Origin of the sequence: Nocardiopsis sp. L17-MgMaSL7 (genome assembly GCF_003182025.1) — a bacterium.
Classification (GTDB): domain Bacteria; phylum Actinomycetota; class Actinomycetes; order Streptosporangiales; family Streptosporangiaceae; genus Nocardiopsis; species Nocardiopsis prasina.
Window position 1 is genome coordinate 126350 of record NZ_QGTF01000008.1, and the last position, 24487, is coordinate 150836.

Genomic DNA, 24487 nt, shown 5'->3' on the forward strand with positions numbered 1-24487 from the left:
GGGGCGTCCGGGGCACCGGGCGCCCCTCCCCCCGCTCGGGGCGGCCTCATGAGGGTGACGGTGGCCTCCCCGGCCGGATCCCGCTCGCGCGGATGGGGGCCGCCCTCCCACTGGGACCTACACTGGGTCCCGTGGCAGAACTGGACCCAGCAGAGAAGATCAAGGAACTCGCGGCGACCCTTGCGAGTGTGACCGCCGTGTTGGACCTGGAGGCCATGCAGACCCAGATCGCCGAGCTGCGTGAGCAGTCCGCGGACCCCGAACTGTGGGCCGACCAGGGCAACGCGCAGAAGGTGACGCGGCAGCTCTCCAGCCTGGAGTCCATGGTCAACAAGGTCAACGGCATCGGGCAGCGCCTCGACGACCTCGGGGTGCTCTACGAGCTCGCCGAGGCCGAGGACGACCCCGACACCAAGGCCGAGGCCGACCGTGAGCTCGAGCAGCTCCGCAAGGACATCGGTGAGCTGGAGGTGCGCACGCTCCTCAACGGCCCGCACGACGAGAGCGAAGCGATCGTCACCATCAACTCCCAGGCGGGCGGCGTCGACGCGGCCGACTGGGCGCAGATGCTCCAGCGCATGTACCTGCGCTGGGCGGAGCGGCACGGCTATCCCACGGAGGTCTACGAGACCTCCTACGCGGAGGAGGCGGGCATCAAGTCCACCTCGTTCGCGGTCAAGGCCCCCTTCGCCTACGGCACCCTGCGCGGGGAGCACGGCACCCACCGGCTGGTGCGCATCTCGCCGTTCGACAACCAGAACCGGCGCCAGACGTCGTTCGCGGGTGTGGACGTGGTCCCCATGGTCGAGCAGAGCGACCACATCGAGATCGACGAGACGGAGCTGCGGGTGGACGTGTACCGCTCCAGCGGCCCCGGCGGCCAGGGCGTCAACACCACCGACTCCGCCGTGCGCATCACCCACATGCCCACCGGGATCGTGGTGTCCTGCCAGAACGAGCGCTCGCAGTTGCAGAACAAGGCGACCGCGATGTCGATGCTCCAGGCCAAGCTCCTGGCCCGCAAGCGCCAGGAGGAGCAGGCCGCGCTGGACGAGATCCGCGGTGACTCGGTGAGCAGCTGGGGCACCCAGATGCGCAACTACGTCCTGCACCCTTACCAGAGCGTGAAGGACGTCCGCACCGGTGCCGAGACCGGCAACACCTCCGGTGTCCTCGACGGCGAGATCGACGCGTTCATCGACGCCGAGATCCGGTGGATGCGCAGCCGCGAGAAGAACGAGCAGAACTGACCCGTGGCGTCCCCGCCCGAGCGGCGGGGACACGCCCGGTCGCGCGCACGAACCAGAGACGGCGAACCCGCCTCGTAGCCCAACGGTGACGCGCACGACCCCGCAGTTTTACCGAAACTGCTATATGTGAACGTTATCATCGGTTGACACCTCCGATATGCTCGTGGCTGTTGTCCGATAGTGCTCTGATCTCCACAGATCTCTCGGGTGCGACAGGACCTGGACAATCCGGGCCCCTGCCCCCTCTAAACTGTCGGTGGCCATGCGGCCGGTACCATCCCGCGCGGAGCTCAGTCCGCCGGGTGCCCATACCTTCGAGAGCCTTGTGATGCGCCTGTGATCCACTTCGATAACGTCACCAAGCTGTACCCAACTCAGAAGCGCCCCGCGCTCGACGGTGTTTCCATCGACGTGGACAAGAGCGAGTTCGTCTTCCTGGTCGGCCCGTCCGGCTCTGGCAAGTCGACCTTCCTCAGGCTGGTGCTCAAGGAGGAGAAGCCCAACGAGGGACGGGTACACGTCGCGGGCAAGGACCTCGCGCGCCTGTCCAACTGGAAGGTCCCGCACCTGCGCCGCCGCATCGGCTGCGTCTTCCAGGACTTCCGCCTGCTGCCGAACAAGAACGTCTTCGAGAACGTCGCGTTCGCGCTGGAGGTCATCGGCAAGCCCCGGCGGTTCATCAAGAAGGTCGTCCCCGAGGTCGTCGAGCTCGTGGGTCTGGAGGGCAAGGCCGGGCGCATGCCCGGGGAGCTCTCCGGTGGTGAGCAGCAGCGCGTGGCCATCGCCCGCGCCTTCGTCAACCGCCCGCAGATCCTGCTGGCCGACGAGCCCACCGGAAACATCGACCCGGCGACCTCCATCGGCATCATGAAGGTGCTGGACCGAATCAACCGCACGGGCACGACCGTCGTCATGGCGACGCACGACGCCGCCATCGTCGACTCGATGCGCAAGCGCGTGATCGAGCTTGAAGAGGGCTTGGTGGTGCGCGACCAGACGCGCGGCGTCTACGGCCAGGCGTACTGACCCCTGGCACGCTCGTCGCCGGGCGGTCGGCGACCGCGAGACAACCGGCACGGCGAAGCCCCGAAGGATGGACCTTTAACAGATCATGCGAGCACAATTCGTTCTCTCCGAGACGTGGATCGGCCTACGTCGCAACCTGACGATGACCATCGCGGTCATCACGACCGTGGCCATCTCCCTCGCCTTGTTCGGTGCCGGTCTGCTGGTCAACCAGCAGGTTTCCGAGATGCGCAACTACTGGGACCAGCGGATCACGCTGACCATCTACATGTGCAACGACATCTCGCCGACCTCGGCCTGCCAGGAGAACGGCGCGGCGACCGAGGAGGACCGTGAGGCACTCGAAGGGCAGCTGAACTCGCTGCCCGAGGTCGAGGACTTCCGGTACCTCACCGCCGCCGAGGCCTGGGCCGACTTCCAGGAGCGCATCGGCTCCTCCAACGAGGCCCTCGCCGAGGCCGCGCAGGAGGGTGACATCCCGGAGAACTACCGGGTGCAGCTCACCAACCCCGACAACTACGACACCGTTCGCGCGGCCGTCGACGGGGCGGCGGGGGTCGACTCCGTCTCCAACGACCAGCGCGTCCTCGAACAGTTCTTCGGGCTGCTCGACGGTCTCAAGTGGGCCGCTCTGGTGGTCGCCGGTGTGCAGCTGGCCGCCGCCGCGCTGCTGATTGGCAACACCATCCGGTTGTCTGCCTACAGCCGTCGCCGGGAGACCGGCATCATGCGCCTGGTCGGTGCGTCGAACTTCTACATCCAGCTGCCCTTCCTCCTGGAGGGCGCCATCGCCGGTCTCATCGGTGGTGTCATCGCGTCCGGGTTCATCGTGGCCACCAGGTACACGCTGCTCACCCAGATCGAGGAGTGGTTCCAGTTCGACGTGGCGCTGGGCACGGGCTCCCTGCTGTACGTCATCGGTGTTTCGATGATCCTCGGTGTGCTCCTGTGCACCGTGACCTCGTTCCTCACCCTGCGCCGCTACCTGAAGGTCTGACGGGTCACCCGCCGGTCGGGCGGGCGCCGGGTACCGGGGGGCCACACGAAGTGGCCCCCCGGACGCATGAAGGGATACAACCGTGGCCAAGGAAACCGGGCGGAAACTGATCGCCCAGAACCGCCGGGCCCGGCACGAGTACCACCTCGACGAGACCTACGAGGCGGGGCTGGTCCTGACCGGCACCGAGGTGAAGTCCCTGAGAGAGGGACGCGCCTCCCTCGTGGACGGCTTCGCGCACATCCACGACGGTGAGGTGTGGCTCGAGGGCGTGCACATCCCCGAGTACTCACAGGGCACGTGGACCAACCACTCCGCCCGCAGATCACGTAAGCTACTCCTGCACCGCGAGCAGATCTCCCGGCTGATCGGCAAGACCCGGGAACCCGGGCGCACGCTGATCCCGCTGTCCCTGTACTTCAGTGACGGTCGGGCCAAGGTGGAGATCGCTCTGGCTCGCGGTAAGCGTGAGTACGACAAGCGCCATGCGATCGCCGAGCGTGAGGCCAAGCGCGACATGGAGCGCGCCCTTCGCCGTCGGCGTTGAGCTGTCCCACACAGAGGCGCCTGAAAGGAACACACAAGGTGTCCCCCCGTCCCCTCGGCCGCAGGATCGCGGCCGCCAGCAGTGGCCTGATCATCGCCCTGAGTCTCGCGGCGTGCACGACCCACCCCAGTCCCGAGGTGGCAGTCAGGTCCTTCCTGCTTGCCTGGCAGGACGGGAACCACGCCGAGGCCGCCCGTCACACCACCGGTGACCCGGAGGAGGTCGAGCGGGCCCTGACCGACGTGCACGACCAACTCGACCTCGCCTCCGTCCGGTTCGACCTCGGCCGGATCTCCACGGAGGGAGAGTCCGCGAACGCCGAGTTCGGCGTCACCGCGGACCTCGGCATCGGTGACCCGGTGTGGAACTACACCGGGCAGATGTCCCTGACCAACGGTCCCACCGGCTGGCTCATCGACTGGTCTCCGAGCGTCATCCACCCCGACCTCAGCGAGGGCGAGCGCCTGGCCGTCAGCTACGAGATCGAGGACCGCGGCCAGATCCTCGACCGGTCCGGCGAACCCCTCGTCTCCGCCGACAGCGTCACCGCCTTCGGTGTGCTGCCCGCCGACATGGAGGACAAGGAGGCGGGCGTCACCGAGCTCGCCGAACTCCTCGACGAGGACCCCGACCCGCTGCTCAACCGTGTGCGCTCCGCGCCGCCGGAGCAGTTCCAGCCGCTGGTGCTCATGCGTGACGCGGACAGCAACCTCCTGCGCGAGGCCGGAAGCATCTCCGGCGTCGAGACGCAGGAGGTCGAGGTCAACCTGTCACCGCGCGCGGCCCCCTTCGTCCTCGGAGAGGTCGCGGGTACCTCGGAGCACCGGGTCTCCTCCCGTGTGGCCGGGTCCTACCAGGCGGGCGACACCGTGGGCCTGAGCGGCCTCCAGAACATCTTCCAGCAGGAGCTGGCCGGAACCGCCACCACCCAGGTGGTCAGCCTGGGCGAGGACGGTGACCAGACCGACGTCCTGGAGTCCTGGGAGGGCGTGCGCAGCGGCGGCATCGAGACCACCCTGGACCTGGCCACCCAGCAGGCCGCGCAGAACGCGACCGAGGCGATGCCCGGCGACGGGTACCTCGTGGCGGTCGACACCACCAACGGCGAGGTCCTGGCCGCCGCGAACGCCTCCGGCAGCGCCGCCGACGACGCGGCCTTCACCGGCTCCTACGCCCCGGGCGGCACCTTCACCATGGTGTCGGCCCTGGCCGCCCTGGAGTCCGGTACGGTCACCGCGGACAGCGCCATGCCCTGCGGGTTCCAGTCCGAGGTCGGTGACCAGGTGTTCACCAACCCCAGCAACGGCTTCCTCGCGGAGAACCCCACGCTGGTCCGGAACATGACCTACATGTGCACCGTCGGGTTCGTCGACGTCGCGCCCGAGGTCGGCGCGGACGCGCTCGCCGAGGCCGCCGGACAGCTCGGCCTGGGCGCCGACTGGCAGCTGCCGCTGCCCGTCTCCCCGGGCACCGTGGAGATCGCTGACGGCGACGCGGAACTGGCGTCCGCCATGATCGGCGACCACGGGGTCCAGGTGAGCCCGCTCTCCATGGCCCTGGCCGCGGGAGCCGTCGCGGACGGCTCCTGGCACGGACCCACCCTCGTCCGCGAGGAGGGCCCCAGCCCGGCCAACGCCAACGAGCTCTCCGAGGCCCACCTCGAGGTGGTGCGGGAGGGGCTGCGTGACGCGGTCACCATCCGCATGCCCGAGGTGAACGTCGGGGAGGAGCAGGTGTACGGCCAGGCCGCCCGCGTCGAACAGGACGACACCGCGCTGCACTGGTTCGTGGGCTACCAGGGGGACGTCGCCTTCGCGGTGCTCGCCGAGGTCGACCCCGAGATGAGCCAGTGGCAGCAGTACGCCGTCACCGCCGCGACCAGCTTCCTCAACGGGCTCGCCAACGGCGTCCCCGAGACCGATGGCGTCCCGGGCACCGAGGAGACCCTCCCGCCCGCCGTCCCCGGCGCTGAGGGCCAGGGCATCGAAGGTGAGGGTGTCGAGGGCCAGGGCGTCGGGACCGACCTCAGCGGAAACTGAGGAGCGCGGCCGACCAGGAAATGAGGACGCCGCCGGAGCAACCCACGGGTGCCCCGGCGGCGTCTTTCCTTGTGACTGGCACCGCGACAGCGGGCAGCGGGCCAGCGTGAGGACAGGACCTCGTCTCGGGGGAGGGCCCTGTCGCGTTTCAAGGTCGGCCCCGACCCAGGCCGACCGCCCCCGTGAGCGCGTCGACCGCTCTTGCGTCCGGCTCACGGGGGTTTCTCCCTGCCTGGGAGAAACCCCGCCGTCGCCGGGAATCAGCTTGGTGCCCGCACTGTTCAAGAGGTAGAGTGACGATCACGCGAGTGCTCGTTCACTCGCTTGTCGGCCACCCGGAACCCTCGGGTGACAGGTGGTCTTGACAACTTCACAGGGGGTGATCGGTTTCGACTTTGGTAGCCGTTCCAGGGGAAGCGGGTCGAGGGTTGTGTTTGTGACCTCGTTAATCCTGCATTCGCGTAAATTCAAGTGCCAATTCCAAGCGCACTGAGTTCGCTCTCGCTGCCTAAGCGATTGTGACTCTGTCGGCCCGGGCTCGTCATCGGCTCGGGATCCGGCACCATTTAGATGACTCACCGCTCGGATCAGGCCACGGGGCCCGAGTGGGACATTTTCGTGGCTGGGCCCGTCAGCGATGTGTCTGTACAAGCGCTGGGGCCGAGTAGAACGACACTACAGACTGCACCCGGAGAAGCCCTGGCTCGATGCTGAAGGACGCGGGTTCGATTCCCGCCACCTCCACGAGAAACGGACCGCTGCTCGGGGGACTTCGTCCTCCTCGCCGCGGTCCGTTCCTGTTTTCGGGGGGACGACCCCCCGAACCCCCCGATGTGCACTCGCTTGCGCTCGTGCCCGGCGCCCTGTGGTGTGGGGGCCTTTGGCCTCCGCCCTGCGGGCGCTTTGTTGTGTCCGGGGTGGGTGGGTGCGCCGTCCCCTTGGTGTGCACTCGCTTGCGCTCGTGCCCGGCTCGCGCCCCGTGGTGTGGTGGCCTTTGGCCTCCGCCCTGCGGGGCGCTTTGTTGTGTCCGGAGTGCCGTATGGCTACCTAGGTTGCGATCCTAACTAGGTTGGTTTACCGTCTAGGTAGATCAGCCGATGAAGGAGGCCCCCGTGGTCCAGGAACTCACCACTCCCGTCTTCTCTCCGGCGGCGCTGGCAGTCGCGGCCCTGGTCTTCGCCTACCTGCTCCTGGTCGAGCCCCTGTGGGGCAAGCCTGCTGGGGTTCGCCCTCACCTACCTGTACCTGAGCACCGGCAACCTGATCGTGCCGATCCTCGTGCACGTCCTGGTCGACCTGCGTGCCCTGCTGCTCACCCCGAGGCCCGCGACCGGGAGGTCCGGGCAGTTCACCCCCGCGGCCTGAAGGAGAACGGATGGATCGTCGATCGAGCTGGCTGAAGGGGGTCCTCGACCTCCTGGTACTCGCCGGACTCACGGAGGGCGAGAGTTACGGCTACGCCCTCGCCGCCCAGCTGGACGAGGCCGGGTTCGGCCGGATCAAGGGCGGGACCCTGTATCCGGTGCTGAACCGGCTGGAGGAGGCGGGACTGGTCGTCGCGGAGTTCCGCGCGGCCGAGAAGGGGCCGGGACGGCGCTACTACCAACTGACCGACCAGGGCCGTACGGTCCTGGCCGAACAGGGCGCCGCCTGGCTGGAGTTCGACGCGTCGGTGCGTGAGGTGCTGAGGAAGGGCGGAACCACATGAGTTACCTCGAAGAGCTGGAGGCCCTGCTGCGGGCCCGCGGCGTCGCTGGGGAGCGGGTCCGGGAGACGGTGGACGACCTCGCGGCGTTCGTCGCCGAGAGCGGTGTGGACCCGGAGGAGGAGTTCGGTCCGGTCGCGGAGTTCGCCGACGACCTCGGGGGACAGGACGGCGAGGCCGGGCCGGAGGCGCTCGTGTGGGGTGCGGACTCCTTCGCGGCCCAGGGGCGGATGAACGAGCTGGGTGCCCAGGGCTGGGAGATCGACCGGCTGGACCGGCAGGGCCGGTTCGTGAGCCACCGGGACGAGCCCCCGCAGGCGTGGGAGTACCGGCAGGAGTCAGCGCTCGGGCGCGGGGACCGGGAGCGGATGGCGCGGCGGCTGGCCCCGGAGGGCTGGGAACTCTGCGGCCACTACCTGACACACGTCTACTTCAAGCGGGCGCGGGCCGCGGTGGTCGGACCCGAGGCCGCTCTGGAGGGGCGCCCCGAGCCCTCGGGGAGGCGGTTCTCCTGGGGTGTTCCGGGTGTGCTGGTGACCGGGTTCTTCCTGGTGGTCCTGGTGGTCTCGCTGTTCAGTCTGGGGCGGACCCTGTGGGAGGGGGACGCGGCCGACCGGGTGGCGACCCTGCTGGGCGCGGTGGTGGGAGGCGCGGTGGGCCTGGCGGCCATGACCGTCGTGGTCTGGCTCGCGTTCAGGCTCCTGGCGAGGATCAGGAACCGCTGACCGGGCGCCGGAGGATCACTGGACTTCGGTCAGAGAGCCGAAGTGGTTTCGGGTGTCCCTCACGAGGGAGGCGAGCAGGGTCTCGGTCAGGGGCCTGCCCAGCTGTACCGCGCTGTCCAGGCCCTTCCACGGGGCGAAGGCGAAGGACCACACGAGCTTGCTGCCGTCGTCGAAGGGGAGTACGTGGTAGTCCTCGGCGAAGGCGCTGAAGAGGGGGAGGGTGGCCTCGGTGGCGTGGAACGACTTGCGCCGCTCCGCGTCGTCCCAGCGGAAGAACTCCTCCCGCATCCGGTACGTGCCGAGCACGCTGGCCTCGCGGACGGTGCCCACGCCGTGGGGCGGATCGGAGACGTAGGCGACCTCGGGCAGCGCTCGGCACCAGGACAGCGGCCGGGACGAGGTCAGTCCCGCCCAGACCTCGTCGGGGGAGGCGGCCAGTTCCAGGCCCACCCGCCAGCGCATGGGCGCGGTCTCGAAGAAGGTCTCGTCGACGGGGTCGAGCCCGTAGCGGAAGGCGGTCACGGGAGGTCCTTTGCGTCCGGGGTCACCTCTGGCGAAGGTACCAAGCCCTCGGGAAACGCCGGACGGGGGCGGTACCCGTCGGCATCGCCCCCGTCGTGTCCCGCGGCCTACGCCTTGGTGGCCCCCACGAGCCACGCCACCTTGTGGGCGGTCAGTGACACGCTGCCGCTGTTGCCCAGGTGGACCCCGAAGGAGGCGATGAACGCGAAGTCGTGTTCGCGCCGTTCGCAGATCACGTCCTCGACCGCGTGGACGGAGGACGGATTGTGCACCCGCAGGCAGAGCGCGGGCTCGTCCATCACCTCCGCCCGGACCTCGTAACGGGTCAGCTCGCTGGCGAGCTTGCCGAGGTGTTCGCGTTCCTCGGAGGGCACGCGGGTCGGCTGCTGGTCGTTGGCCTGTCTCGACTGAGCCATGATGGTTCCTTTCGTGTCAGGCACGGTGCTTTCCTCGACGCCCTGTCCGTAATTGTCGCTCAGGGTCAAGTTACTAATCCGTACCGTGCTCACGACACGCCGTTAGAACACCGAAGTGTCCGATTTCCAGGCGCCACGGTACATCACTGAGGAGACCGAGAGGTCCTCGTCGAGGACGAGGAGATCGGCGTGGCCCCCGACCTCGATCCGGCCCGTGTCGGCCAGGCCCAGCGCGGCTGCCGGGACCGAGGAGGCCGACCGGATCGCGTCCGCGACGGGCACTCCCAGGGCCACCGCGTTGCGCACCGCCTGGGGGAGCACGATCGTGCTGGAGGCGATCGCGCCGTTCTCCACCAGCCTCGCCTCACCGTCCAGGACCCGGACCCGGAGGTCGCCCAGGGTGTACTCGCCGTCCCCCAGGCCGGTCGCCGACATCGCGTCGGTCACCAGGGAGACGCGCTCGGGCCCCGCGGAGTCGAACACCAGACCGGCCGCGCCCGGGTGGACGTGCACGTTGTCCAGGATCAGCTCCACCGTCACCCGCTCGTCGCCCAGCACCGCGGCGATCGGACCCGGGTCGCGGTGGTTCAGCGGCCGCATCGCGTTGTAGACGTGCGTGGCCACGGTCGCGCCCGCGTCGATCGCGGCGAGGGTCTGCTCGTAGCTGGCCTCCGTGTGTCCCACCGCGGCCACCACGCCGGCGGAGCGGGCCGCGCGGATCAGGTCCAGCGCGCCGGGCAGTTCCGGGGCCACCGTGATCATCCGGACGTGGCCGCGTCCGGCCGTCAGCCAGGCGTCGAACTCCTTGGTGTCGGGGTCGCGCAGCAGGTCCGGGTCGTGCGCCCCGCACTTGGAGCGCGCGATGAAGGGGCCCTCCAGGTAGATCCCGGCCAGCTCGCCCGCCTCACACAGGTCCGCCAGTGCGGAGACCTGGCGCAGTGTGTTCTCGGGAGTGGCCGCGACCAACCCGCCGACCACGGAGGTCACCCCGGACCTGCGGTTGAAGGCGACGATCTCCCGCACGCCCTCCGGGTCGGCCTCGGGGAAGGCGTGCCCCGCGCCGCCGTGGATGTGGGTGTCGACCAGCCCCGGTGCGACCAGCCGTCCGCCGACGTCGTGTCGTTCACCCGGGCCGGGGGCGCCGGTGCCGAGCTCGCTGACCCGGCCGTCCTCGATCCGGATCCACCCGTCGTGGGTGCCGTCGGCCGTGACGACGCGCGCCCCGGTCAGTGTGAGGGGTGTCTGGGCCATGTCTGGGTCTCTCCCTGTGTCTGGGGGGTACCGCCCGAGGGGCGGAGCGTCGGGCTCTGTGTCGTAAATTACATTTCCGTGAACGGGAGGTTGGCAGGGGGTCGTGCGCGTCCCCGGCCCGTCACGTATCCCCAGCGGAGCAGGGTGATCCCGCTCCCTGGGACGGTTGTCCGCGAGGTGGACCGGCCCGCGCGGAGCCCGACACCCCCGAAGGAGGGGTGGCGGCACGCATTGACGATAGCGGCCGACGCGCCTCATGATGGAGCCATGTCCGCCGGTGAGCTGCTTGTCCAGCGCCTGCATGTCGATCTGCGACAGCAGGCGAGCGCGCTCTGTCGTAGCTAGCGCCTTGCGGGGCCCCGCCCCGTCACGGTTCTGAACCGTGCCCCCGTGCCCTTACGCAGACACCGGACGCTCATGACTCCCACCTGGGTCCCGGACCATCTCTCCCGGTCCGTGTGAGCACCCCCGACTGGATCGCCGCACACGAGCCCCGGACGACGAGGTCCCGCTCGGTCGAGGTTCACGAGGAACAGCGGTTTCCCTCCGGTGTCTTCCGATCACCGCCCCCCGCGTTCCTTCCGGTCGATCCGGCTCGTTCTGACCGAACCCAGGAGTTCTCCGCAATGACTCGCTTCACTGTGCTCGTCGCCGCCCCCCAGTCCCACTCCTCCGTGCACACCGCCGCGCTGCGCGCCGCCGCCGAGGTCGCCACCCGCGCCGGGGTCACCTCGACGCCCGAGATCATCGACCTGGCCGCCCTCGGCCAGGACCTGCTCGCCGAGTCCGCCGACTCCGTGACCGAGGCCCTCGAACAGGTGCGCCGGAGCGACGTGCTCCTGGTGGCGTCGCCGCAGGTCCACGGCACCTACACGGGTCTGCTCAAGGTCTTCCTGGACCGGCTGCCCGAGCTCGGCCTCGGGCACACCGTCGCGGTCCCGCTGGCCGTCGTCGACGACCTGCGCAACAGCCACGGGATCGAGGAGGACCTGCGTATCCTCCTGGCCGACCTGGGGGCCTGGGTGGCCGAGCCCGGCCTGATCCTGGCCTCCGACGAGACCCACAGCCCCGAGAGCGTCGTGCGCGCATGGGCCGACGTGGCCGCTCCCGGTCTGCGCCAGGCCGTCTCCGTGGCGGCCTAGGCGCCGGACGCCGGTCGGTCCGGTCCGGGGACGCGGGTGTCCCTGGACCGCGACCCCCGGGGCCCGGCGGCCCCTGGTGCGGCGGGTGCGCCGCGCCTAGGCTGGCCGCATGCTCTCCACGGCACAACTGGCCGTCTTCGCCCCAGCCGCGCTGGCGGTGGCGGCCTCTCCTGGCGCCAACAACCTCCTCGCGTTCCGCAACGGCCTGCTGCGTGGGCCGCGGCCAGCGGTGGTGGCGCTCGCCGGGCGCTTCACGGCGTTCGCCCTCATGCTCGGCGTGGTCATCACCGGCCTCGGCGCGCTCCTCCACGCCTCCCAGACCGCCTTCGAGGTCCTGCGGGTGACCGGTGCCGTGGTGATGGTCGGGCTGGGTCTGTGGGTGGTGTGGTCGGCCCGCACGGCGCGGGCCTCCGACGAGGTCGGTGTCTGGCGGGGGAGCGAGGAGCCTCCCCCGGCGTCGTGGGGGCTGGTGGCCCAGGAGTTCGTCACTGCGGCGGCCAATCCCAAGGCCCTGTTGCTGTTCACCGCCTTCCTGCCGCCCTTCGTCTCCTCGGGGCCCGGGGCGGCTCCGGCCGCAGTCCAGTTGGTCGCGCTGGGAGCCCTCTACATGCTGTGTGAGGCCTGCACCGCCCTGGGGTGGGTGGCCGCCGGGCGGATGCTGGCCCGTCGGCGACCGACCCGGCGGACCCTGCGGAGGCTCGACCAGGCGTCCGGCGGCGCCCTGGTCCTCTTCGGGGGAGGCCTGGCGTTGGCCGACCTGTCCCGACGTTAGGGGTCCGAGGCGCCGGGGGCGTCAGCGACGGTCGGGGGGCCTAGTCGCTGGCGGCGGCGGCCGGTTCGCCGCGCAGCCTGCTGGTGTCGGCCTCGGCCTGGGCCACGTTGCCGCGCACCAGGACGACCACGACCAGGGTCAGCGCGAAGCCGCCGATCCGCAGCGCCAGCAGGAGCGGGTCCTCGGGCAGCTGCTCCCCGAAGAGCAGCGTGCCGACCACCACCACGAATACGTTGCCGACCACGTTGGACACGGGCGCGGTGATGGAGGCCCGGGAGCGCTGGAGCGAGGTCTGGAAGAGCACGATCCCCACCGCCCAGCCCAGCGCGTACAGGTAGGGGTACGGGGAGAGCAGGGCGGGCACGATCGCGGCCAGGAAGCCGTTGTCGGCGAGCAGCCCGCCCAGTCCCTTGCCCTGGAGTCCGGCGCTGCCCTGCGCGAGCCCGGCCGCGGCGCCCATGGCGGCGGCGGAGACGTACCTGCCCCGGCCGCCCACGAACCCCATCACGGCCACGCACGCGACGACGGTGACCACGCTGACGCCGACCAGCAGCGGGGTGTTCGCGGTGGTCCCGGTCTCGGCGCCGTCCACGGTGGACAGGCTGAGCAGGCCGAGGGCGACCGGCATGACGCCGAGCGCCACATACTCGCCCCGGGTGATCCGCTCGCCCCGCACCAGGGTGACGACCAGCAGGGTGGTGGCCACGCCGGCGGCGAAGGCGGGCTGGGCCACGGACACGGGGGCCAGGCCCAGGGAGACGATCAGGCCCACGCTGCCCAGGGCAGCGAAGGCACATCCGAACACCCACCGCGGGTTACCCAGCAGTACCCTGGCCAGGTGGAGGGGCCGGTTGATCGAGATCGACTCGGAGCCGTGCAGCGCGCGCTGTTCCACGGTCAGGCCGATCGTGTAGACCAGTGCGGAGAGCAGCGCGACCAGGAGTCCGATCACGGTGAGGGGCCTTTCGGCTCGGTGCCGCCGGACCCGGCGGGGCCAGAAGGTTGACGGCATCCATATAACCAGTTCTAGTCTTGTCTGGCGAGTGATCGCCCCCTGGTCGCCGGACTAGGGGTAACGACGCTCCGGCGCTGAACCAGAACCTGTGACTACCGCGGCGGCGAGAGATGGGGCATGGTGCAGGACCCGGACGAGGACGCCACCCCCGAACGGCGCGGTCCGGCCGCGCGGTGGGCACCCCGCCCGCCGTACTGGCTCACCGCCGACTTCTGGCGCGATCTCAGTTGGCGCGACCTCGCAGTCTGGCGCCGCCCCGGCTCACGGTTCGAACCCGGCCCGCTCGGACTGCTCGGAGTCATGCTCTCGGCCATGGCCGTCACCCTGCTGCTCCTCCAGACCGGCTCCGGCGGGCTCGGCGGTGAGCAGGACTCCGCCGACGACGAGCCCCTTCCGGTGCCGGGTCCGCCCGACGGCGAACTGCGCATCATGATGGTGGGCGACTCCGCGACCCAGGGCAGCAGCGGCGACCACACCTGGCGCTACCACCTGTGGTCGCACCTGTCCGATCAGGGAGTCGAGTTCGACTTCGTCGGCCCCAACGACGACATGTACTCCCTGGACGACGAGGAGCCCGGAGACCGCAGCTACGCCGAGCCCGATTTCGACACCGACCACGCGGCCCGCTGGGGCGCCACCGCGCAGGAGCTGTCCACCGACATCGCGCAGGTCGCCGCCGAGCACGAACCCCAGTACCTGCTGCTGCTCGCCGGGACCGAGGACATCCTCGCCGGGGGCGGGGCGGACCAGGCGCTCGACGGTGTCGCGGAGACCGTCTCCACCGTGCGGGTCGTGCTCGACGACGCGCGCTTCGTGGTGGGCGAACTCCCCGCGGTGGACGGCACCAGTGACGACCGCGGGGTCAACGCCGAGATCGCGCGCTTCAACATGGGGCTGGTCGACCTCGCGGACCAACTCACCTCCGCCACCTCGCCCGTGGTCGTCGCCCAAGTCGCCAGGGAGTACGCGCCAGCCTTCGACAACTGGGACGCGACCCACCCCAACGTGCGCGGGGAGCTCAAGATCGCCGCCGCCTTCGCCGACGCCCTGGCCGCGCCGCTGGGAGTGGGGGAGGCGTACGCGCGCCCCCTTCCCGAGCTCTCCGCCGGACCGCTGACCGCTCCCGAGCCCGAGTACGAGCAGACCGACGACGGGCTGCTGTTGAGCTGGAAGAACGTGCCCGGGGCCACCGACTACCGGGTGGTGCAGCGCCGGGTGGAACCGGATCCGGACCAGGCCGGGGTGATTCCCGCCGACGTCGAGAGCGACGAGGACGAGCGCTCCATGCTGGTCGGTTCGCTCTTCAGTGGAGCCCGCTACGAGTTCGTCGTCCACCCGTTCAAGGGTCGGGACGAGGGCACCGAGTCCGAACCCCTCCAGGTGACGTGGGACGCCGAGCCCCCGCCCGCGCCGTCGTGGGTCCGCGTGCACGACGGGGGCGCCCTCGTGACGTGGGAGGACGTGGCAGGGGCCGGTCACTACGAGGTGTGGATCCGGCAACTGGAGTGTGGGAGGGACGACCGGGACCGCTCCCTTGACCGCCGGGTGTTCCCCGCCCCGAGGGACCTGGCCGGTCCCCGCCCGGGGAACCCGGCGACCGACGACCAGGAGGTCCCCGACGCCCCGGATCCGGGGGTGGAGGAGCCGAGGCCGACCCCCACGCAGTGGCCGGAACCGTCCCGGCCCGAGCCCGAACCGGCTCCCGAACCCTCCGTTCCGGCGGCGCCCGTCCCCGGTGTCACCTGCGCGCCCCAGGACGGCAGGGGCCCCGAGGACGGCGACGGCTGGCGCACGCTCGGGTCCGTCGGCGAGCGTCCGCGCTGGGCGGCGTCGGTGTCCGGCCCCTACGAGATCGTGGTCCGCACCCACCGGGACTACGTGGAGGGCGGCTACTCCGACGGCGTCGTCCTCTCGGAGGGTTGATGGGCGCGCGGCTGCTGGCCCGGGTGCTCCCTTGGCTGGTGGGCGTGGTGGCCGGGGTGCTCGCGCTGGGGCCCGCTCTGGGGCCGGGCCACGTGCTCCGCTACGACATGCTCTTCGTCCCCGACCTCTCGCTGCCCACGGTGCTGGCCGGGGCGGACGGCTTCCCTAGGGCGATCCCGAGCGACGCGGTGGTGGCGGCCCTTTCCCTCCTGCTGCCGGGCGACGTGGTGCAGTCCCTCGCCCTGCTGGCGGTGTTCGCGGTGGGTGGCGCGGGCGCCTTCCGGCTGTTGGTCCGCCTGGTGTGTGACGGCCCGGCCGCACCCGGGTGCGGCCGGGTGCCGGGTGCGGTCCTGGCCGCCGGGGCCGGGGCCGGGGTCCTCTACGTGTGGAACCCGTTCGTGGCCGAGCGCCTGTTGCTCGGGCAGTGGGCGATGCTGCTGGGATACGCGGGGCTCCCGTGGGTGCTGTGGGCGGTGGTGCGACTGGCGTCGGCCCGACCGGTCGCGGGCCTGGCCGGGGTGGTCTGTTCGCTGGTCCCGGCGGCGATCGGCGGGTTCTCCTCGGTGGTGCTGAGCGCGCTCACCGTCGGACCACAGGCTCTGGCCGGGCCGCGCCGCCTTCGGAACGCGGGTCTGTTCGCGGCGGGCCTGGCCGTGGTGTCGCTGCCGTGGCTGCTGCCGTCCCTGACCAGCGGCGCCGTCACCGATTCCGCGGGGGTCGAGGCCTTCGCGCCGCGCTCGGACACCCCCTTCGGGGCGGTGGGGTCCCTGCTGATGCTCGGCGGGGTGTGGAACTCGGGCGCGGTGCCGCCCGGCTACGGCGAACCGGTGACCGCGACGGCCCGGTTGCTGGTGTGCGCGGTGTCCCTGGCGGGCTGGGTCTGGTGGTTGCGGCGGAACCGCCCTGTGGTGGGGGCCGGGTTGTCGGTGTCGGCGGTGCTGGGGTTCGGTGTCGCGCTCCTCGGGGTGTGCGCGCCGGGGCGTGAGCTCCTGGCCGCGCTGATCGACCTCTGGCCGGGATTCGGTCCGCTCCGGGACGGCCAGCTGTACCTGGCGCCCCTGGCCCTGGTGCAGGCGCTGGGGGCGGGCGCCGCGGTGCTGTGGCTGCTGCGCGCCCTGCCTGGTGACGGAGGGCGGGACTCACGGGGCTTGCGGGGCCGTGGTGGTCCGGGTGAAGAGGGCCGGTCCGAACGCGACCCTGGGGGTGTGAGCGCTCGGCCGGTGGCGGAAGAGAACCCAGGGCGCTCCGCCGTCCCGCTGTGGCGAGTAGTGGGCGCGGTGCTCGTGGTGCTGGCGCCCGTGGTGGTGCTGCCGGGACTGCTGTGGGGAGCCGGGGGACGGTTGGCGCCAGTCGAGTACCCGCCGGAGTGGCTGGAGGCCCAGGAGGCGGTGGCCGCCGACGACCGGCCGGGAGCGGTGCTGGTCCTGCCCTGGAGCGCCTACCGGGGCCTGGAGTGGTCCGGCGAACCCGTGGTCGTGCTCGATCCGGCGACCAAGCTGTTCGACCGGCGCACGGTCTGGAACGACGACCTCAGCGTGGGCACCCCCGACGGCGGCCGGGTCGTGGTGACCGGTGAGGACGCCCGTGCCAGGGAGGTCGCGCGCCTGCTCGAACCCGACCCCGCGACCGGTCTGCCCGCGGACCGGTGGCTGTCCGACCCCGACGCGCTGGCGGAGCGACTGGGCGGCCTCGGGATCCGCCACGTGGCCGTCTCGGCGTCGGTCGATAACCGGTTCTGGTCTGGGGCTGAGTCCCTGTCGACGGTGGTCGAAGGTGCGGATCTGACCCTTCTGGAAGTGGATGACCAGCACATCAGGGCGGACAAAGACCCTTTGTCGGGGTTGGAAGTTACCAGCGGGTTAGTTACAGTTGGGGCAATCATCTGGTCTATGGCTAGATCAGGTTCTAGTCTCGGGTTCCAGCGTCCCCAACCACGAACGGGGCGGGGCGCGCGGAAGGAGATCCCCAAGTGATCAAGGTAATCGCCGCCTGCGTGATCGGCGCGGCTCTGGCGGGCGGTGCCACCGTGGTGGCCACCAACCTCGCCACCGAGTCCACCGCGACCGCGGAACCGGTGAACGAAACCCTCTACAACTACGGCGACCGCTAGGCGGCCGTTCTTGCCGAGGTAGGCGGGCGCTCCGCCGCCAGTGGGGCGCCCGCCCCGCCCCCATCACGGTCGCACCCCTCGTGACCGCCCATTCCCAATGACGTCCGGTCGACGGGCCCCTTCGGCGTGCGCTCGGTGCATCCCACGAGTGCTTGCTCAGCGTGTTCGCGTGTGTCCTCCGCGTTCGCGCCTGGGGCCGCGCCGGGCACCGCGCGGAAGGAGAGCGTGTGGTCTTCCAGAAGGTCCCAGCCCGGGTGGAGTCCGGCCTCCCCACGGCCACCCCCGCCCAGGCCACCGTTCCCGCCCCGGCCAACGCACCCGATCCCGCCCCCGCGCGGGTCGAACACGCCGACCCCGGCCCCCGCCTCGACGGTGTCCGGATCGTCATGGTCAACTGGCGCGACCCCTGGCAGTCCACCGCAGGGGGCGCGGAGGAGTACGCCTGGCGGATCAGCCGCCACCTGGCCGGACGCGGTGCCATCGTCACCTTCCTGACCAGCCGCGAACCCCACCAGGCCCGGGTCGAGACCAGGGACGGCGTCGTCATCCGCCGCATGGGCGGCAAGTTCACCGTCTACCCGCGCGTCATGGCCTGGCTCGCCCTGTGGAGACGCGAATACCACCTCGCCTTCGACTGCATGAACGGAATCCCGTTCTTCTCCCGGCTGGTCCTGCGCCGCCGCACCAGGGTGGTCAGCGTCGTCCACCACGTCCACGACCTCCAGTTCAACGCCTACTTTCCGGCCCCGCTGGCCTGGTTCGGGCGGTTCCTGGAGTCCGCCGTGGCCTCCCGCGTCTACCGGAACTGCACCACCGTCACCGTCTCCGAGTCCTCCCGCGCCGCCATGCGCGACAAGCTCGGCTGGCGCGCGCCCATAGAGATCGTCCACAACGGCGGCCCGTCCGTAGCGGAACCCGGATCGGTTCCGGCGACGCCCGCAGACACCGCCCCCGCCCTGGTCAGCCTCGGTCGCCTCGTCGTGCAGAAGCGGGTCTCCCGCGTCGTCGACCTCGTCCGCGCCCTCGACGACACCCACCCCGGCCTGAGTGTCCACATCATCGGCCGCGGCCCCGAGGGCGAACACCTCGCGGAGCAGGTGGTGAGGGACGGCCTCCAGGGGCGCGTGGACCTGCACGGGTTCCTCTCCGAGGAGGACAAGAACTCGGTCCTGGCCTCCTGCCACCTGCACGTGACCGCCTCCGAGTTCGAGGGCTGGGGCCTCACCGTCATCGAGGCCGCACGGCTCGGCGTCCCCACCGTGGCCTACGATGTGGACGGACTTCGCGATTCGGTCCGCGACGGCGAGACCGGATGGCTCGTCCGCGAGGGCCAGACCCTGGAGGACGTCGTCTCCCGCGCCCTGGCGGAACTGTCCGACCCCCGGCGCTCCCTGGAGGTCCGGCGAGCCTGCCGCTCCTGGGCGTCCCGGTTCACCTGGGAGGCCAGCGGCGCCCGCATGACCCGCCTGGTCGCCGCCGAACTCGGTCTGGACACCCCCACCCGCACCGCCCCCGGCACCCCCGACCCCACAGCAGGCAAGAAAGCGAAGATGTGACTTCGGCGGAATCCACCGCCAGGCGCGAACCGGAGGATTCCAGAACACCGACCGCCCCCGGCGGAGTGGACGAGAGGCTGCTGGCGCGGCTCAAGGTCCTCGCGGTGTGTCTGCTCCTGGGAGCGCTGGCGGCGAGCATCGACCCCGGCAGGATCGTCAGCGACACCAAGATCGACCTGACGGTCAACCCCCTGGGGTTCATGGAGCGCGCCCTGCACCTCTGGGACGCCTCGTACTTCGGCCAGCTCCAGAACCAGGCCTACGGGTACTTCTTCCCCAACGGCCCCTTCCACCTGCTGTTCGAGGTGCTCGGCATGCCCGAGTGGCTCATCCAGCGCCTGTGGATGGCGGTGCTGCTCATCGCCGCGTTCGTGGGGGTGTACAAGGTCGCCGGGGCCCTGGGACTGGGCACCGTCAACACCCGCATCATCGCCGGTGTGGCCTACGCGCTCGCCCCGCGCGTGCTCACGCTGCTGTCGTACAACTCGGCCGAGCTCCAGCCCATGCTGCTCATGCCGTGGATCCTGCTGCCGCTCGTCCTGGGCTCCAGGCACGGATACCCGCCCGCCCGCATGGCGCTGCTCTCCGGGCTGGCCTTCCTCCTGTGCGGGGGCACCAACGCCGCCTCCGAGCTGGCCGTCCTGGTCGTCCCCGGCCTGTACCTGCTCACCAGGGCCGGCGGCCCGCGCAAGTGGCGGCTGATCCTGTGGTGGTCGGGCGCGCTCGTGCTCGCGTCGTTCTGGTACGTCGTCCCGCTGCTCATCATGTCGCGGTACGTGTACTCGTTCATGCCCTACACGGAGGACGCCGCCGTCACCACGGGGATCGCCTCCCTGTTCAACTCCCTGCGCGGCACCTCCAACTGGATGGGCTTCCTGCCCGACATGGGCAACACCGCCCTGCCCTCGGGAGCCGAACTCTCCCTGACCCCGTGGCTGGTCGCGGTGACGGCGCTGGTCGCCGGGCTGGGACTGGCCGGGCTCATCAACCGCCGCACCCCCGAACGCCTCTTCCTCATCAGCTGCCTGCTGGTGGGCACCGTGATCGTCGTCGCGGGCCACACCGGGGCCCTCACGGGGCCCTTCGCGCCGCTCATGCGGGATCTGTTCGACGGTGCCCTGGCGCCCTTCCGCAACGTCCACAAGTTCGACGCGCTCATCCGCCTGCCGATCGTCCTCGGCCTGGCCCACCTGCCCGTCGTGGTCGCCAGGGACTGGGCCGACCGCCGCGGTCGCGACCGCGATCCCGGAGCGGTGGCCGGGGTCCGCCGGACCGTGGCCGGGGCCAGCGCGGCCGTCTTCCTGGTCACGCTCACGCCCATCGCGACCGTCGGCATCGCCCCCAGGGGCGGTTTCGAGGAGATCCCGGACCACTGGTACGAGGCCGTGGAGTGGCTGGAGGACCAGGGTGAGGACCGGGGCATGACCATGGCGCTGCCGGGGTCGGCGCGCGGCGAGTACGAGTGGGGCCGCCCCCTCGACGAACCCATGCAGCCGCTGCTCTCCGGTGCCTGGACCAACCACCAGATCATCCCGTGGGGCTCATCGGGTGTCTCGCGGATCAACCACGAGATCGACCAGCGGGTCTCCTCCGGGCGCGGTTCCGAGGGGCTGGCGGACACCCTGGCCCGGCTGGGCGTCACCCACCTGATCGTCCGCAACGACCTCCAACGGGTGGGCAACAACGGCGGCTGGCCCGCCCGCGTCCACCAGTCGCTCCGGAACTCCCCGGGGGTGACCGAGGCCGCCGAGTTCGGTCCGGTGATCGGCTCGGTCGACCACTCGTCCGCGTCCCAGTGGTTCGACCAGCCCTACCCCTCCCTCACGATCTACGAGGTGGAGGAGGCCGCGCCCACGGTCGGGACCGTCCCGTCGGGCGACGCGCTGCGCGTGACCGGTGGCCCGGAGTCCGTCCTCCACCTGGCCGAGCAGGGCATGGTCAACGACGACCGCCCGATCCTGCTCGGCGACGACCCCGGCGCCGACGCCGTCGCCGCGCAGGACACGATCGTCACTGACACCGTCCGCCGCCGCGAGGTCGTCTATTCCGATGTGCGGCGCAACGTCTCGGCCACCATGACCGAGGACCAGGAGCTGGAGCGCGACGTCCCCGCCCCCGACATCATGGATCCCGCCTGGGAGGAGTACGTCTCCCACGCCGAGGACCTGGGTGTGGCGGGGGTGACCGCGTCCAGCTCCGAAGCCGGGGTGGAGTCCCGGGCGAGCGACCGCGACCCCGGGCACGCACCCCATGCGGCACTGGACTCCGACCTCGGCACCGCCTGGCGGTCCAGCGCCTTCGCGGGCGCCCTCGGCCAGTGGATCGAGGTCGAGTTCGAGGAGCCCCGCGACCTCAGCGGGCTGAGTGTGGCCTTCGAGCAGCTGTCCGGGGAACCACCGCCCTCGCGGGTCACCCTCATCACCGACGAGGGCAGGACCGAGGCGGCGGTGGCCGCCACGGGCGAACCCCAGGAGCTGGCCGCGCCGCCCGGGCTCACCACCACGCTCCGGGTACGGATCGACGAACTGGCCTGGGAACCGGAGTACCGCTTCGGCACCCGGGTGGGGATCTCCATGATCTCCGTCCCCGGCCTGGAGGCCACCCGCACGCTGAGGGTGCCCGGTCCCACCGACGCCGGGACCCTCCTGTTCACCGGGTCGACCGGCACCGCCCCCGGCTGTATGGAGGGGTCGCACGCGTGGGTGTGCAACCCCCGGCTGGAGGTGAGCGGTGAGGACGCCAGCAGGCTCGACCGCACCTTCGACCTCTCCGCCGGAGCTGCCGCCGGGCCGCACGCCGTCTCCGGCGAGGTGGTCCTCACCGACCCCCGCGAGGCGGAGAACGCCGCCAACCGGGCCGGTGGGTACCCGCTCGTGACCGGCTCCTCCACCGCCGTCAGCCACCCCGCCGCCATGGGCCGGGGCGCGCTCGACGACGACGAGGCCACCGTCTGGTACCCCGACCCCGAGGAGAGGGAGCCCTGGCTCGACATCGAGCTGGGGGAGCCGACCGCCATCGACCACATGAGGGTCGAGTTCCCCCGGGCCGACAGTGTGATGCGGCCGATCCGCGTCACCGTCGAGGGCGGCGGGACCGTCCGGGAGGGGTGGCTGGACGGCAGCGGCCGGGTCGACTTCGCCGAACTGACCGCCTCCTCCGTCCGGGTGACCTTCGAGCGCCCCGAGGGGCAGGCCCTGGAGATCGGCGGCGTCGAGCTCCCGGGCGTGCCCGCCGTGGACCCGCTCCCCGAAGGGGACGCCTCCACCACCTGTGGCCTGGGCCCGACCCTGCGCGTCAACGACCAGCGCGTGGAGACCCGGATCAGCGACGGGACCCTCGCGGACCAGCTCACCGGACGTCCGCTGCGGTACGAGACCTGCACCGACCTGGACCTGACCGAGGGCGAGAACCGGATCGTGGTGGACCCGGGCAACCGCTACCAGGTGCGTTCGGCCGTGGTGACGACCGGCGACGGCGCGGCTGGCGTGACCCCCGAGGTCCACATGGCGGAGGTCGACGCGGTGCACACCTGGGGACCGGGTGAGCGCCGCTTCGACGTGGACGTCGACGAGGACAGCCTCCTGGTGGTCAACGAGAACTTCAACGAGGGCTGGGAGGCCCGGATCGACGGCGGTGACGGACCCCTGGAACCGGTCCGGTTGGAGGGCTGGAAGCAGGCCTGGGCGCTGCCCGAGGGCAGCGCGGGCACGGTCACCCTCACCTACACCCCGGACGCCGTCTACCACCGCGTGCTGGTGGCGGGCGGCGCCCTGGCCGCGCTGCTCGTGGTGCTGGCCCTGTGGCCGCGCCGCTGGCTGTCGGGCGGGAGGCGGTCGACGGCCGCCCACCTCCCGCACGGCTCGCGCGCGCTGCCCGGTGTGGGCCCCGGCTGGCTGCCCCGACGTGTGGTGCTCCCGCTGGGCCTGGCCTACGGGGTGTGGGTCGCCGGCTGGGCCGGCGCGGCCGTGGTCGGCCTGATCCTGCTGACCCTGTGGTGGCTGGCCCGACGGGCCCCGAAACGCCTCCGCCACGCCAAACCCGGCAGGCCGTCCCTGGGCGGCCGGGCGCTGCCGTACCTGGCGGGGCCCTGGGTGGTCACGGTCTCCCTGGCCCTGGCCGGACTGGCCATGGCCTCGGGGACCCACCTGGTGGTGAACATGCCCTTCCACGACATCACCGAGACCCTGGGCACGGCGCTGCGCGGCTGGGTTCCGCAGGCGCTGTGCCTGCCCGCGATGGCCCGGCTCGTCCTGGCCCTGGGCCAGCGCGGGGACGAGCACGGCCCGCCCCCGGCCGGTTCCCCCGAGGCTCCGGCCGAGGGCTCCGCGGAGACCACGGGCGGCGGGGACCGGCGGACCGGACCGCCCGAGAACGGGACGGCACCGGAAAAGGGAACCGACCGGCTGTCCGAGACCGGTCACGACGTCGAGGAGGTGCGCGGGTGACGGCCTCCACGAGAACCGGCGCGGAGCCTGACCGGAGCCTGCCCCGGGGCACCCTCATGGTGGCGGCGGGGGCGTTCCTGCTGACACTCTCCCTCCTGCTGCCGCTGTACGTGCACGACCGCGTCGCCCTGCTCCCGGCCGACGCCACCCTCGGCCTGCGCATGGTCGACGCCGACGCCAGCTACCTGGACACCGCCACCTGGAACCGGGTGGAGGGCGCCGACCTCGAACGGGACACCCGGGTGGTGGCCTCCGCGCACGGCGCCGACTGGTCCGCGTGGGAGATGACGGTGGACACCACCTCGTCCGAGCGGGTGCTCGACCACTGGAGCCGCAGGGTCATCGTGGACCGTCGGACCGGTCGGGCGGTCAACTGCTGCGGAGAGCACGTCAACGGTGACCGGGCCGTGCGCCAGGCCGGGCTGGTCCTGTACTGGCCACCCGGGGCGGCGCAGGGCGACCACTCCTTCTACGACGCCGAGGTGCGCGCGGCCCCCACGGTCGAGTTCGAGGAGGACGACGAGGTCGCCGGGGTGGCGGTGCGCCGCTACACCCAGACCGTGGAGGCCACCCAGGTCCCCGACTCCGCGCGGGAGGTACCCGCCGCCCTGTTCGATCCCGACGCCGAGGGAACCGTCAGCGCGAACCGCTGGCTCACGGCCGAGCGGACCTTCTGGGTCGAGCCGGTCACCGGCGTCGTCGTGAACCTGGAGGAGCGCAGACGCGAGACCCTGCGGCCGCAGAACGGCTCGGGCGAGGTGGACCTGCTCGACACGGAACTGACCCTGGCCGACGGACAGGTCTCCGGCTACGCCGAGCAGGCCCGGGTGCGATCGCTGCTGCTGCGGGGACTCGACAGCTGGGCTCCCTGGACCCTGGCCCCGATCGGAGCCGTCGCCGTCCTGGTCGGTCTCCTCGGCGCCTGGCGCTCCCGGACCCCACCCGCCGAGGAGGAGACCGGAGCGGAGACCGGAACCGGCGAGCGCACGCCGGAGGACGCGAAAACCGGGTGACGACCAGGGGGAGCGGAGGGCAGGATCGGTCCG

At 71.4% G+C, this 24487-nt stretch carries 19 protein-coding genes, 1 other RNA gene and 1 pseudogene; 17 read left to right on the forward strand and 4 right to left on the reverse strand.

Annotated elements, in window-relative coordinates:
• The first annotated feature begins 131 nt into the window (after nt 1-131).
• From prfB to BDW27_RS15945, 9 genes and pseudogenes are all read left to right on the forward strand, one after another.
• Nucleotides 132-1250, forward strand: a complete 1119-nt coding sequence (prfB, locus tag BDW27_RS15905; protein ID WP_026128898.1) for a peptide chain release factor 2 — start codon at nt 132-134, stop codon at nt 1248-1250.
• A gap of 336 nt (nt 1251-1586) precedes the next feature.
• Nucleotides 1587-2276, forward strand: a complete 690-nt coding sequence (gene ftsE / locus BDW27_RS15910; RefSeq protein ID WP_017542492.1) for a cell division ATP-binding protein FtsE — start codon at nt 1587-1589, stop codon at nt 2274-2276.
• An 85-nt stretch (nt 2277-2361) separates the two neighbouring features.
• Entirely contained in the window at nt 2362-3273 is a 912-nt protein-coding gene (gene ftsX / locus BDW27_RS15915; RefSeq protein WP_026128899.1) for a permease-like cell division protein FtsX, read from the forward strand.
• Between the two features lie 82 nt (nt 3274-3355).
• Entirely contained in the window at nt 3356-3820 is a 465-nt protein-coding gene (smpB, locus tag BDW27_RS15920) for an SsrA-binding protein SmpB (RefSeq protein WP_017542494.1), read from the forward strand.
• 38 nt (nt 3821-3858) lie between these two features.
• Complete coding sequence (locus BDW27_RS15925; protein ID WP_110049960.1) at nt 3859-5859, forward strand: penicillin-binding transpeptidase domain-containing protein; 2001 nt, start codon at nt 3859-3861, stop codon at nt 5857-5859.
• A 375-nt stretch (nt 5860-6234) separates the two neighbouring features.
• Nucleotides 6235-6606, forward strand: a transfer-messenger RNA (tmRNA) gene (gene ssrA, locus BDW27_RS15930).
• Nucleotides 6607-7059: 453 nt separating this feature from the next.
• Nucleotides 7060-7224 (forward strand): annotated as a pseudogene (locus BDW27_RS28025) (type II CAAX prenyl endopeptidase Rce1 family protein); the annotation flags it as partial.
• A 10-nt stretch (nt 7225-7234) separates the two neighbouring features.
• Nucleotides 7235-7567, forward strand: a complete 333-nt coding sequence (locus tag BDW27_RS15940; protein WP_110049963.1) for a PadR family transcriptional regulator — start codon at nt 7235-7237, stop codon at nt 7565-7567.
• Nucleotides 7564-8289 (forward strand): DUF2812 domain-containing protein, encoded by a 726-nt coding sequence (locus BDW27_RS15945; protein ID WP_110049965.1) that lies wholly within the window; start codon nt 7564-7566, stop codon nt 8287-8289. Before BDW27_RS15940 ends, BDW27_RS15945 begins: the two co-directional genes overlap by 4 nt.
• A gap of 15 nt (nt 8290-8304) precedes the next feature.
• Here BDW27_RS15945 and BDW27_RS15950 read toward each other — a convergent pair whose 3' ends face one another.
• From BDW27_RS15950 to nagA, 3 genes are all read right to left on the reverse strand, one after another.
• Nucleotides 8305-8811, reverse strand: a complete 507-nt coding sequence (locus tag BDW27_RS15950) for an SRPBCC family protein (RefSeq protein ID WP_110049967.1) — start codon at nt 8809-8811, stop codon at nt 8305-8307.
• Between the two features lie 107 nt (nt 8812-8918).
• Complete coding sequence (locus BDW27_RS15955) at nt 8919-9227, reverse strand: hypothetical protein (RefSeq protein WP_017542501.1); 309 nt, start codon at nt 9225-9227, stop codon at nt 8919-8921.
• A gap of 102 nt (nt 9228-9329) precedes the next feature.
• Nucleotides 9330-10478, reverse strand: coding sequence for an N-acetylglucosamine-6-phosphate deacetylase (gene nagA / locus BDW27_RS15960; protein ID WP_017542502.1), 1149 nt, complete (start codon nt 10476-10478; stop codon nt 9330-9332).
• A gap of 626 nt (nt 10479-11104) precedes the next feature.
• Here nagA and BDW27_RS15970 point away from each other — a divergent pair.
• Both BDW27_RS15970 and BDW27_RS15975 read left to right on the forward strand, forming a co-directional pair.
• Nucleotides 11105-11620 (forward strand): NADPH-dependent FMN reductase, encoded by a 516-nt coding sequence (locus tag BDW27_RS15970; RefSeq protein ID WP_017542503.1) that lies wholly within the window; start codon nt 11105-11107, stop codon nt 11618-11620.
• Between the two features lie 109 nt (nt 11621-11729).
• Nucleotides 11730-12392, forward strand: a complete 663-nt coding sequence (locus BDW27_RS15975; RefSeq protein ID WP_017542504.1) for a LysE family translocator — start codon at nt 11730-11732, stop codon at nt 12390-12392.
• A 40-nt stretch (nt 12393-12432) separates the two neighbouring features.
• Here the strand turns inward: BDW27_RS15975 and BDW27_RS15980 are convergent, their stop codons facing one another.
• Complete coding sequence (locus BDW27_RS15980; protein WP_017542505.1) at nt 12433-13344, reverse strand: hypothetical protein; 912 nt, start codon at nt 13342-13344, stop codon at nt 12433-12435.
• Between the two features lie 180 nt (nt 13345-13524).
• On the opposite strand from BDW27_RS15980, the gene BDW27_RS15985 reads away from it, so the two are divergent.
• The 6 genes from BDW27_RS15985 to BDW27_RS16005 all read left to right on the forward strand — a co-directional run bounded on the left by BDW27_RS15985 (nt 13525) and on the right by BDW27_RS16005 (nt 24454).
• A complete protein-coding gene (locus tag BDW27_RS15985; protein ID WP_110049969.1) occupies nt 13525-15330 on the forward strand; it encodes an SGNH/GDSL hydrolase family protein in 1806 nt (601 codons plus the stop codon).
• Entirely contained in the window at nt 15330-17303 is a 1974-nt protein-coding gene (locus BDW27_RS15990; RefSeq protein ID WP_110049971.1) for a hypothetical protein, read from the forward strand. The genes BDW27_RS15985 and BDW27_RS15990 overlap by 1 nt, the downstream gene beginning before the upstream one ends.
• A complete protein-coding gene (locus tag BDW27_RS27520; protein ID WP_017542507.1) occupies nt 17300-17440 on the forward strand; it encodes a hypothetical protein in 141 nt (46 codons plus the stop codon). The genes BDW27_RS15990 and BDW27_RS27520 overlap by 4 nt, the downstream gene beginning before the upstream one ends.
• 227 nt (nt 17441-17667) lie before the next feature.
• Entirely contained in the window at nt 17668-18996 is a 1329-nt protein-coding gene (locus BDW27_RS15995) for a glycosyltransferase family 4 protein (protein ID WP_110049973.1), read from the forward strand.
• Nucleotides 18993-23441, forward strand: a complete 4449-nt coding sequence (locus BDW27_RS16000) for an alpha-(1->3)-arabinofuranosyltransferase (protein WP_233515778.1) — start codon at nt 18993-18995, stop codon at nt 23439-23441. The genes BDW27_RS15995 and BDW27_RS16000 overlap by 4 nt, the downstream gene beginning before the upstream one ends.
• Nucleotides 23438-24454 carry a DUF3068 domain-containing protein gene (locus BDW27_RS16005; protein ID WP_017542510.1) on the forward strand — a complete coding sequence of 339 codons (1017 nt, stop codon included), beginning with the start codon at nt 23438-23440 and terminating at the stop codon, nt 24452-24454. The genes BDW27_RS16000 and BDW27_RS16005 overlap by 4 nt, the downstream gene beginning before the upstream one ends.
• Nucleotides 24455-24487 lie beyond the last annotated feature (33 nt).

Coding starts and splice junctions, on each gene's coding strand:
- ftsX (WP_026128899.1), top strand. CDS start 2,362: ATGCGAGCACAATTCGTTCTCTCCGAGACGTGGATCGGCCTACGTCGC.
- BDW27_RS15940 (WP_110049963.1), top strand. CDS start 7,235: ATGGATCGTCGATCGAGCTGGCTGAAGGGGGTCCTCGACCTCCTGGTA.
- BDW27_RS15945 (WP_110049965.1), top strand. CDS start 7,564: ATGAGTTACCTCGAAGAGCTGGAGGCCCTGCTGCGGGCCCGCGGCGTC.
- BDW27_RS15955 (WP_017542501.1), bottom strand. CDS start 9,227: ATGGCTCAGTCGAGACAGGCCAACGACCAGCAGCCGACCCGCGTGCCC.
- nagA (WP_017542502.1), bottom strand. CDS start 10,478: ATGGCCCAGACACCCCTCACACTGACCGGGGCGCGCGTCGTCACGGCC.
- BDW27_RS15970 (WP_017542503.1), top strand. CDS start 11,105: ATGACTCGCTTCACTGTGCTCGTCGCCGCCCCCCAGTCCCACTCCTCC.
- BDW27_RS15975 (WP_017542504.1), top strand. CDS start 11,730: ATGCTCTCCACGGCACAACTGGCCGTCTTCGCCCCAGCCGCGCTGGCG.
- BDW27_RS15985 (WP_110049969.1), top strand. CDS start 13,525: ATGGTGCAGGACCCGGACGAGGACGCCACCCCCGAACGGCGCGGTCCG.
- BDW27_RS15990 (WP_110049971.1), top strand. CDS start 15,330: ATGGGCGCGCGGCTGCTGGCCCGGGTGCTCCCTTGGCTGGTGGGCGTG.